This window comes from Vibrio sp. L3-7, assembly GCF_963898195.1.
GTDB classification, from domain to species: domain Bacteria; phylum Pseudomonadota; class Gammaproteobacteria; order Enterobacterales; family Vibrionaceae; genus Vibrio; species Vibrio echinoideorum.
On record NZ_CAWQUW010000041.1, the window covers coordinates 1 to 10,678 of the forward strand.

Sequence of the window (10,678 nt, forward strand, 5' to 3'; positions counted from 1 at the left end):
TTTGCTTGGCGACCATAGCATTGTGGACCCACCTGATTCCATGCCGAACTCAGAAGTGAAACACAATAGCGCCGATGGTAGTGTGGGGTTTCCCCATGTGAGAGTAGGACATCGCCAGGCTTTAAATATCGTTACCTGTATATACATGTAACAACATCTACAGTGTACTAATCTGTTGATGACAATTTGTTGGAGGGATGGCTGAGTGGTCGAAAGCACCGGTCTTGAAAACCGGCAACCGTTAATAGCGGTTCTAGGGTTCAAATCCCTATCCCTCCACCACCATTGAAAAGCCCGCTGAGAAATCAGCGGGCTTTTTTCTTATCTGCAATATGAAGAAATTAAAAAGAGAAGAGCACTGACGTGCTCTTCTCTTTTTGCTTACAGGAGTTTCCTTCCGATTAGTCCGTCATATGTTTACCTTCTGCCACTCGCCAGAAAGCTCTTATAAGAGGGTTATCAAGCTGCGATCGCTTACAGCACACACCTAACTCAAATGGTTTGATCGGCTCTATCTTTAAGCGGTCGACTTTATCCCTTACTGGACTATTGTTAATCACTACATCAGGAGCAATACCAACTCCACAACCTAGTGCCACCATACTTACGATTGCTTCATGACCTGATACTTGAGCATAGATGCTAGGTTTTATCTTCATCTTTTTGAACCATGCATTGGCACGTTCACGCGCTGTACCTGCTTCTGGAATAATAAAAGGTATTTCATTCCAATTTGGTTTCTCGGATTGCAGTTGCTGGCTAAAGCTACTAACACCTGATGGGATTATTACGGAAAGAGGTATATCGCTGATGGTTTCAAATTCTAACCTTGAAGGGAGAATATCCGGTTTAGCTGAAATGGCGATATCAGCTTCATCGTTTAAAATCTTGTCGATGGATTGAGCGGGGTCACCAGTAGATAGCTTAAACTCGATATAAGGATGAATAGCTCTGAATTCGGTAATGAGCTCTGGTAGGTGGCTATAGCTTGCGGTTACAGAACAGAAGATGCGGATCTCTCCTTTTAGTTCTTGTTCGCCACCCTTCAAATGAAGATTGTATTGCTGCCACTCCCCAACGATGTTTAATGCGACTGGAAGTAGATGTTTCCCTGAAGGAGTAAGGTCAACGCTTCGGTTATCTCTGATAAGCAGCTCTTGCCCTGTTTCTTCTTCAAGCTTTTGTATCTGGCGGCTAAGTGCTGAAGGACTGACGTGCATAGCCGCAGCGGTTTTGCTGAAACTTTTGCTATCACATAAATGTATAAATAATTGAAGAGATTTTATGTTCATGTTTTGTGATCGTTTCCATGTTGCATTTATTGCAATAACTAATTGTGAATATATCACTTTCAGCAATGGAGTGTCTGTTTTAGTATGAAGTCATTCGATAGAGAGATATCGACCTTACGGACTTATTTTTAAAGGAGTGCCCTAGAATGGCTAACTATTTCAATACATTAAACCTTCGTGAACAACTAGACCAATTAGGTCGTTGCCGCTTTATGGATCGTGAAGAATTCGCGACGGAAGCTGAATATCTTGAAGGTAAGAAGATCGTAATTGTTGGTTGTGGTGCTCAAGGCCTAAACCAAGGTCTAAACATGCGTGATTCTGGCTTAGACGTATCTTATGCACTACGCCAAGCTGCAATTGATGAGAAGCGTCAATCATTCAAAAATGCTGACGAGAATGGCTTCGTAGTAGGTAGCTACGAAACGCTAATCCCACAAGCTGACCTTGTGATTAACCTTACTCCTGATAAGCAGCACACCAATGTAGTTGAGACGGTAATGCCTCTAATGAAGCAAGGTGCTGCTCTTGGTTACTCTCATGGTTTCAACGTTGTTGAAGAAGGCATGCAATTACGTGACGATCTTACGGTTGTTATGGTTGCTCCTAAGTGTCCAGGTTCTGAAGTACGTGAAGAGTACAAGCGTGGCTTCGGTGTTCCAACACTGATCGCTGTTCACCCAGAAAACGACCCTAAGGGCGAAGGCTGGGATATCGCTAAAGCTTGGGCTGCTGGTACTGGTGGTCACCGTGCTGGTTGTCTAGAGTCTTCTTTCGTCGCTGAAGTTAAATCTGACCTTATGGGTGAGCAAACTATTCTTTGTGGCATGCTACAAGCGGGTTCTATCGTATCTTACGAGAAGATGATTGCTGACGGTATTGAACCAGGTTACGCAGGTAAACTTCTACAATATGGTTGGGAAACGATCACTGAAGCACTTAAGTTTGGTGGCGTGACTCACATGATGGATCGTCTATCTAACCCAGCTAAAGTTAAAGCGTTTGAGCTTTCTGAAGAACTAAAAGACCTAATGCGTCCGCTTTACAACAAGCATATGGATGACATTATCTCTGGTCACTTCTCTAGCACGATGATGGCTGACTGGGCTAACGATGACGTGAACCTACTAGGCTGGCGTGAAGAGACAGGCGAAACTGCATTCGAAAATTACCCAACTTCTGACGTAGAAATATCAGAGCAAGAGTATTTCGATAACGGTATCCTAATGGTTGCTATGGTTCGTGCCGGTGTTGAGCTAGCATTCGAAGCTATGACTGCATCTGGTATCGTTGATGAGTCTGCTTATTACGAGTCTTTACATGAGCTTCCACTAATCGCAAACACTGTTGCTCGTAAGCGTCTTTACGAAATGAACGTAGTAATCTCTGATACAGCTGAGTACGGTAACTACCTATTCGCTAACGTAGCGACACCGCTACTACGTGAGAAGTTCATGCCTTCAGTAGCAACTGACGTAATCGGCCGCGGTCTAGGTGAAACATCTAACCAAGTTGATAACGCTACGCTAATCGAAGTAAATGAAGCTATCCGTAATCACCCTGTAGAGTACATTGGTGAAGAGCTACGTAGCTACATGAGTGACATGAAGCGTATCGCTGTAGGCGGTTAATCTTCAGCTCATAACTGAATGAAAAAAGCCCTGAACACTTGTTCGGGGCTTTTTTATGTCTGCAGCATAACCTTAAGAAGGTTATTTGGTTAAGGGATAAAAATAAAGGCTTACCTGAAGGTAAGCCTTTATTCGAACTTGAACTGATTAAAGCTAATTATTACTTATCTGAAAGCTTTGCTTCTAAGTCAGTTAGCTTTTGTTCCATTTCAGTTAGTTTCTGGCGTGTGCGCAGCAATACTTGAGTTTGAACATCAAACTCTTCACGGCTTACAACATCTAACTTATTCAGTTGGCCTTGGATAACTTGGCGAACTTTTTGATCTACGTCTGAACCAAGCTCTTTTACTGGTTGAGGCATAGAATCGTGAATCTGTTTAGCAATTTGCTCTAGCTTTTTTGGATCAAACATATCAATTAAAACTCCTGACTATTTACCACTATTCTATTTAATCACACTTGAGATGTCGCCTATAGCGTATAAAAAAAGGCCACCGAAGTAGCCTTTTTAATTATTAATACGATTTAGCGATTACTTGTTGTCAGCTAATTCTCTGTGTGCTGCTTTTGCTTCATCGACGCGAGCTAGTTTTTCTAGGTCTTTGTCTTCAACAAATACAGGTAGAGGCTTGTGTTTCTCAGCCAAGTAACTGTATATAACAGGCAGTACAAATAGCGTGAAGATAGTACCAATCGCCAGACCAGCAACGATTACGATACCGATACTAAAGCGTTGAGCAGCACCTGCACCACTTGCGTACATCAATGGAACTAGGCCCGCGATCATCGCAGCAGTTGTCATCAGGATTGGACGAAGACGAACCTTCGCAGCTTCCATTACTGCCTCAATACGAGTCTTGTGATTGTGTAGCTGTTCTTCTTTCGCTACCTCACAGATCAAGATACCGTGCTTGGTAATCAGACCCACCAAGGTGATCAAACCAACTTGTGAGTAGATGTTCATCGTTGCCGCACCCCATGCCAGAGCAATGAGGGCACCACAGATCGCAAGTGGTACAGATACCATGATAACTAAAGGATCTTTAAGAGATTCGAACTGAATCGCCAATACCAAGAAGATGATAGCCAGTGCCAGACCAAAGGTCGCATACAGTGCGCTACCTTCTGTTACATATTGGCGCGCTTCACCCATGTAATCGTGGTTGTAGCCACTTGGAAGCTTATTCGCTGCCGTGTCTTCAAACCAAGCAATTGCATCACCCATCGCAGCGCCTGGAGCGGGTACAGCACCAATAGTTGCTGAGTTCAATTGGTTGAAGTGAGGAAGAGAACGAGGCTCTGCCACAACATCAATCGTAATCAAACTACCTAGAGGAACAGCGTTACCGTCTGCAGCACGTACGTAGTAGTTGTTCATCGACTCTGGATTCAAACGGAACTTACGTTCAACTTGAGGGATAACCTCATAAGATCGGCCATTCAAGTCGATACGGTTTACGTAGCCATCAGACATCATAGTACCAAGCGTGATACCGATATCTTGCATGGTCACGCCGTATGCGCCTGCTTTATCTTTGTCGATGTGTACTTTCATCGTTGCTGAATCGTAATTCAGATCCAAATCTGAATAAACGAACAGCGGATTTGAAGCTACATCCGCCAAGATGTCAGTCGTGATTTGGAACAAGCTTTCAAAACTGTTTGGTGTGGTAATTACAAACTGAATTGGAAGACCTGAGCCTGCACCTGGTAGTTCTGGCATTTGGAATGCAGTGACGGCCATTCCTGGAACATCTTTCACCAAAGTACCAACGCGGTTAGCTACGTCTGACTGGCTTGCTTCACGCTCACTCCAAGGAACCATAGATGCGATACCAAATGCTTGGTTTGCATTAGGCACCCCAGTAAATACCTGTGCGTAAGCAACTTCTGGCTGATCAGACAGAATTTTGTTTACGTCATTCATGGTATTTTGCATGAAGTCTAAGTTCGCATTCGATGGTGCTGTACCCATCAGCATGATTACACCTTTATCTTCTGAAGGTGCTAATTCGCTAGGGATGAACTTGAACAACAACGGCAAGCTTGCAAATACGATAACAGCAAAGCCAATGAATACTGGACGATGTTGCATTACCGCGCCAAGCATACGCTCATAACGGTTAGTCATACCATCCAGTACACTATGTACTTTCTTTTCAAACTTGCTCGGCTCAGCGTGAGCTTTCAGCATTTTTGAACACATCATTGGTGATAACGTCAATGCCACAATGCCCGATACAAAAACAGCACCGGCCAGAGTTAACGCAAACTCTTTAAATAGTGAGCCTGTGATGCCACCCATCATTGCAATCGGTGCGTAAACCGCGCCTAGCGTTAGCGTCATTGCGATAACAGGTACCGCGATTTCACGAGTACCGATGATGGCCGCTCGGAACGGTGACTCCCCGAGCTTGATATGCCGGTCGACGTTTTCGAGTACAACGATCGCATCATCTACCACCAAACCGATGGCCAGTACCATTGCCAGGAGCGTCATCAGGTTCCAAGAGAAGCCCATCGCCTGCATTACCATAGCCACACCAATTAAAGACAGTGGGATGGTAACGATAGGTATCAGTACTGCTCGGAATGAACCTAAGAACAGCGTAATTACAATCAATACGATCAAAGCCGCTTCAAGAATGGTTTTTATAACCTCTTGAATTGACTCGTTAATTGCAATCGTAGAATCGTACATTACGTTCATTGAGATGTTGCTCGGAAGGTTCTTCTCTAGTTGAGGAAGAAGTTCCAGAACATCGGCTGCAATATTGATAGGGTTGGCACTTGGTGCCGCATTAATCGCGGCAACAACCGCTTCTTGGCCATTGGCACTTGCGCGGTAGATATCGTGACTTTTCTCTAGAGAAACCTTAGCAATGTCAGACAGGCGAATAATCTCACCCTCACCACTTTTAACGACTAAGTTCTCTAACTCTTCAGTGTTCGAAACTTGCGTATCGGCACTGCCGTTATAAAGAACAAATTCACCCGTTGCTTGACCTGTTGCTGATTGGTAGTTGTTAGAGTTTAGTACCGTCATTACATCAGATGCAGTCAGGTTAACAGCGGCCATTTTTGATGGGTCAAGCCACACGCGTAGAGCGTATTTCATACCACCGTATAGGTCGACTTTAGATACACCATTGACCGTAAATAGCTGCGGGTTGATTACGCGCTCTAGATAATCGGTAATTTGGCTCGATACCAACTCATCACTGGTAAAACCAATGTAGAGTACAGCCGTCGTTGAACCTGTAGACATAGTTACTGTTGGATCTTCGGCTTCTTTAGGGAGCTGAGAACGTACAGAGTTTGTCTTGGCCAGTATGTCAGACAGTGCTGCATTCGGGTCGGTGTTCAACTTCATGTTGACGGTAATCGTTGAACTACCTAATACAGAAGAAGAAGTCATATAGTCGATGTTATCCGCTTGAGCCACAGCCTGTTCGAGGGGCTGGGTAATAAAGCCTTGGATAAGATCGGCACTTGCACCGTAGTAACTCGTGGTCACGGTTACTACGGTATTCGTCATTTCAGGGTATTCACGCACCTGCATTTTGAAGATTGCTTGTAAGCCAAGCAGAGCAATCAAAAAGCTGATGGATACCGCTAGAACTGGACGTTTAATAAAAACATCAGTAAAGCGCATTGTGCCTCCAGTTACAGCTTAGGTGTTTCAGATGGTGGAGTGATTGCATCACTTTCAACAATCTTAACTTTGGCGCCGTTACTTAGACGTACTTGGCCAGAAGTTACAACCGTATCGCCGGCTTTAACACCTTCAAGGATATGTGCGATATCCGCTGTTCTCTCACCAACTTTCACAACATGTTGAGCAACACGTTGAACGCCGTCTTCTTCCGTAAGGATGTAAACATTGTCACCATATAGAGTGAAAGTAATTGCTGTTTGAGGCAAAGTTACTTGGTTCTCTAGTTTAGGCAGAATGATGTTAGCGCGAGCGAACATGCCGCTACGAAGTTGGCCATCATTGTTTGGAATATCCGCTTGAACTTGAATAAGACCACTTTGGATACTTACCGCTGGTTCAATGGCACTGATAGAGCCTTCAAACGGCTTCTCTGGGTAAGCATCAACAAAGATGTCGATAGCCTGACCAACATTGATACGAGAGATATCTGTTTGAGATACAGTAAAGCGCAGGCGCATGACACTTGTATCTTCTAAACGAACGATATCTGTACCTGATTGCAGGTATTGACCTAGGTACACGTTACGAATACCCACTTTGCCATCGAAAGGAGCGCGAATTTCACGACGTTCGATAGATGCTTTTAGGCTTTCAATATCAGCAGATAGAGAGTAGAAGTTTGCTTCTGCTTCATCGTATGCTTCTTTTGAAATAGAGCCTTTCTTAAACAGACCTTGGTAGCGTTTGTATTTTGCTTTTGCTGCAGGCAGGCGAGCTTCAGAACTCTTTAGGTTTGCCTTTTCTACGCCAGAATCAAGACGAACAAGAAGTTGGTCATTTTTAACATCAGTTCCTGAACCAAAAGAGATTTGGTCAATAACACCGCTGGTTTCATTCGCTAGCGTGACACCTTGATTTGGTTCAATGAAGCCGATTGCTTCAATCACAGGAACCCAGTCGATCGGCTGAACCTCAGTAACCGTTACTGGAAACTCTGGTTCAGGGCGGTTGGCCATAAACTCAGCAATTTTTTGTTGTTTGAACATGTTGAACCCAATAACGCTGCCGAAAAGCAGTACAGCGATGAATAACATGAAGAAAGTCCACTTTTTCATTATGGTCAGAACTCCGATCTAGTGTTTAATTATTGCGTCCCAACTGGCTTCTATTGCAGATTCTAATTCTGCCTCGTCGAGTTGGTAAAATCCTAAAGAATGCTTGCGTGCTAGAGATACGCTAGCCGCTAAGCTCAAGCCACCTAATACTTCGTTATTAAGTGGTTTAAACAGTCCTTGCTCTTTACCTTCATTAAATAACAGCTCAACTTGGGCAAACATTTCACGTTCTAGTTCCCTGAAGTTTAGGCTATTTTTGATGGGTAGAGAGTCATATTGAACCCGGTTTTTTATCGCGGCTAAGTTCGTTCCTGCTAAGTTCCATATGTTTAACCACATCGTACGATAGCGTTGTTTAATTGGATCCGAATCATTAACCCCTTCTTGAACAGCATCTGCTACCCGTTGAGTCACGAGCACTCGAACATCATCGATCAAGTGATCTTTATCGTCGAAGTAGCGGTAGATAGTGCCTGCAGCCACTCCTGCTTCTTTTGCTAATTTTTGCATTGAAAGGCCTTGAAAACCGACCTCTGCAATTAGCTTTTCAGCGGCAGAAAGTATTTGTTGGCGTTTATCCTGAGGTGCATGAGTTGTCATCTTTCAATCACCAATGAATGAACGTTCATTCATTATAGCCCAAGAACCATACACATGTGCAACAAAGTTTTACACAAACACCGTAAAAATCTTGTATAAGAGAACGTAGCATTCGTGCTATTGCAGCATTATTATAGGCGCGCAATTTAATTCGCCCCTCTAGACCAAATTGAGAATCAAATGAGACTGAACCCAAGACAAGATGAAGCCGTGAAGTATGTTTCTGGTCCCTGCTTAGTATTAGCGGGCGCTGGATCGGGTAAAACACGTGTTATCACCAACAAGATTGCTTACTTGGTTCAAGAGTGTGGCTACAAGGCTCGTAATATTGCAGCGGTAACCTTTACCAATAAAGCGGCACGTGAGATGAAAGAGCGCGTAGGGCAGAGCTTAGGGAAAAATGAATCGAAAGGGTTGATCGTTTCTACCTTTCATACCATGGGGCTAACTATCATTCGCCGCGAGTACAAAGCTCTGGGCCTTAAAGCGGGCTTCTCGCTGTTTGATGACCAAGATCAGTTAGCTCTACTTAAAGAACTAACCGAAACACAGATCGATGGTGATAAGGATCTGCTACGTTCTTTGATGAGTACCATCTCAAATTGGAAGAACGACATGCTGACGCCAGATCAAGCGAAAGCAAGAGCTCAAGGCGAACAAGAACAGCTTTTTGCATTCTGTTTTGAGATGTATCAGAAACAGATGAAGGCATACAACGCGCTCGATTTTGATGATCTGATTGCGATGCCGGTATTGTTACTGAAAACCAATCAAGAAGTCCGTGAGCGCTGGCAGTCTCGCATTCGCTATTTACTGGTCGATGAGTATCAAGATACCAACACCAGCCAATATGAGTTGGTTCGTTTATTGGTGGGAGAACGTGGTCGTTTGACGGTAGTGGGTGATGATGACCAATCTATTTACTCATGGCGTGGCGCAAAGCCGCAAAACTTGGTTTTGCTAGGTGAGGATTACCCGAACCTTCGTTTAATCAAACTAGAGCAAAACTATCGTTCAACCAGTCGCATCTTGCGTGCGGCGAATATCTTGATCGCTAATAACCCTCACGTCTATGAGAAGTCATTGTTCTCTGAAATTCCGGACGGTGAAAAGCTCAAGGTATTGAATGCTAAGAATGAAGAGCATGAAGCTGAGCGTATTACCGGCGAGATCATCGCCCACAAGTTTTTGAATCGCACAGAATACAAAGATTACGCAGTGCTTTACCGAGGTAATCATCAATCGCGCTTGATTGAAAAAGCCTTGATGCAGAACCGTGTGCCTTACAAGATCTCTGGCGGTACATCTTTCTTCGCTAGAGCTGAGATTAAAGACATCATGGCTTACCTACGAGTGTTGGTGAACCCTGATGATGACAACGCCTTCCTGCGTATTGTAAACACGCCACGTCGTGAGATTGGCCCGGTGACTTTAGAGAAGCTAGGCAGTTACGCCAACATGCGTGGTAAGAGCCTGTATGAAGCAAGCTTTGAGATGGGATTGGAACAAACATTGACTGGGCGAGGTTTAGAAAACCTGCGTCGCTTCGGCGATTGGATTGTTCGAATTTCAGATAATGCTGAACGTGGTAATACAGTTGAGGCGGTTCGCTCTTTGGTTCGTGACATCAATTACGAAGATTGGCTCTACGAAACCTCTCCAAGCCCGAAGGCCGCAGAGATGCGAATGAAGAACGTGTCTGATCTCTATAGCTGGATTGTGGCCGACCTCGAAGGTGATAACTATGATAAAGAAGAGAAGACGCTACGCGAGGTTGTTCAACGTTTAACTTTACGCGACATGATGGAGCGCGGGGAAGATAATGATGATGCAGACCAAGTTCAACTAATGACATTGCACGCTTCGAAAGGTCTAGAGTTTCCGTATGTATTCTTGATGGGGGCTGAAGAGGGTATTTTGCCTCACCAAACCAGTGTCGATGAAGGTAACGTAGAAGAAGAACGTCGCTTAATGTATGTAGGCATAACCCGCGCACAGAAAGAACTCACCTTTACCAAATGTCGTGAACGCCGTCAGTACGGTGAATTGATTAAGCCAACACAAAGCCGTTTTCTTGATGAGCTGCCTCATGATGACGTTGAATGGGAGAGCGTGAAGAAGCCACAGTCAGCAGAAGAAAGAATGGAAAAAGGGCAGGCGCATATTGCAAATATTCGCGCGATGTTCAATAAGAAGTGATGTTGGCGCTTTGATAAAAATAAACGCTGCGCAAAAAAAAAGGTGACCATTAAGGTCTAATGCCGATCAGTTAAAGCCAAAGTGATCGGTTGAAGGATCCTTCAGAGCTGTCAAAATCCAAGTGTATTTAATGCACTTGGATTTTTTTATGGATGTTTCTCAAGCTCTAAACATAATTAATGA

The 10,678-nt window shown here is 44.1% G+C and carries 7 protein-coding genes, 1 tRNA gene and 1 rRNA gene; 4 read left to right on the forward strand and 5 right to left on the reverse strand.

Annotated features, from left to right (window positions below; translation table 11 throughout):
- Positions 1-4: 4 nt before the first annotated feature.
- Together rrf and AACW75_RS19880 are read left to right on the forward strand one after the other, a co-directional pair.
- Positions 5-120, forward strand: a 5S ribosomal RNA gene (gene rrf / locus AACW75_RS19875).
- A gap of 71 nt (positions 121-191) precedes the next feature.
- A tRNA-Ser gene (locus tag AACW75_RS19880) sits at positions 192-282 on the forward strand.
- Between the two features lie 119 nt (positions 283-401).
- On the opposite strand, the gene ilvY is transcribed toward AACW75_RS19880, so the two are convergent.
- Positions 402-1,292: an HTH-type transcriptional activator IlvY gene (ilvY, locus tag AACW75_RS19885; protein ID WP_102551027.1), complete on the reverse strand. Its 891-nt coding sequence runs from the start codon at positions 1,290-1,292 to the stop codon at positions 402-404.
- A 146-nt stretch (positions 1,293-1,438) separates the two neighbouring features.
- On the opposite strand from ilvY, the gene ilvC reads away from it, so the two are divergent.
- Positions 1,439-2,923: a ketol-acid reductoisomerase gene (gene ilvC, locus AACW75_RS19890; RefSeq protein ID WP_017076478.1), complete on the forward strand. Its 1,485-nt coding sequence runs from the start codon at positions 1,439-1,441 to the stop codon at positions 2,921-2,923.
- Positions 2,924-3,083: 160 nt separating this feature from the next.
- On the opposite strand, the gene ubiK is transcribed toward ilvC, so the two are convergent.
- From ubiK to AACW75_RS19910, 4 genes are all read right to left on the reverse strand, one after another.
- Positions 3,084-3,335 carry a ubiquinone biosynthesis accessory factor UbiK gene (gene ubiK, locus AACW75_RS19895; RefSeq protein ID WP_017076479.1) on the reverse strand — a complete coding sequence of 84 codons (252 nt, stop codon included), beginning with the start codon at positions 3,333-3,335 and terminating at the stop codon, positions 3,084-3,086.
- 120 nt (positions 3,336-3,455) lie between these two features.
- Complete coding sequence (locus AACW75_RS19900; protein ID WP_017076480.1) at positions 3,456-6,578, reverse strand: multidrug efflux RND transporter permease subunit; 3,123 nt, start codon at positions 6,576-6,578, stop codon at positions 3,456-3,458.
- Positions 6,579-6,589: 11 nt separating this feature from the next.
- Positions 6,590-7,696 carry an efflux RND transporter periplasmic adaptor subunit gene (locus AACW75_RS19905; protein ID WP_017076481.1) on the reverse strand — a complete coding sequence of 369 codons (1,107 nt, stop codon included), beginning with the start codon at positions 7,694-7,696 and terminating at the stop codon, positions 6,590-6,592.
- A gap of 18 nt (positions 7,697-7,714) precedes the next feature.
- A complete protein-coding gene (locus tag AACW75_RS19910; RefSeq protein WP_017076482.1) occupies positions 7,715-8,296 on the reverse strand; it encodes a TetR/AcrR family transcriptional regulator in 582 nt (193 codons plus the stop codon).
- A 180-nt stretch (positions 8,297-8,476) separates the two neighbouring features.
- Between AACW75_RS19910 and rep the strand changes: the two genes are divergently transcribed.
- On the forward strand, positions 8,477-10,495 hold the full coding sequence (rep, locus tag AACW75_RS19915) for a DNA helicase Rep (RefSeq protein WP_017076483.1): 2,019 nt from the start codon (positions 8,477-8,479) through the stop codon (positions 10,493-10,495).
- Positions 10,496-10,678: the final 183 nt, after the last annotated feature.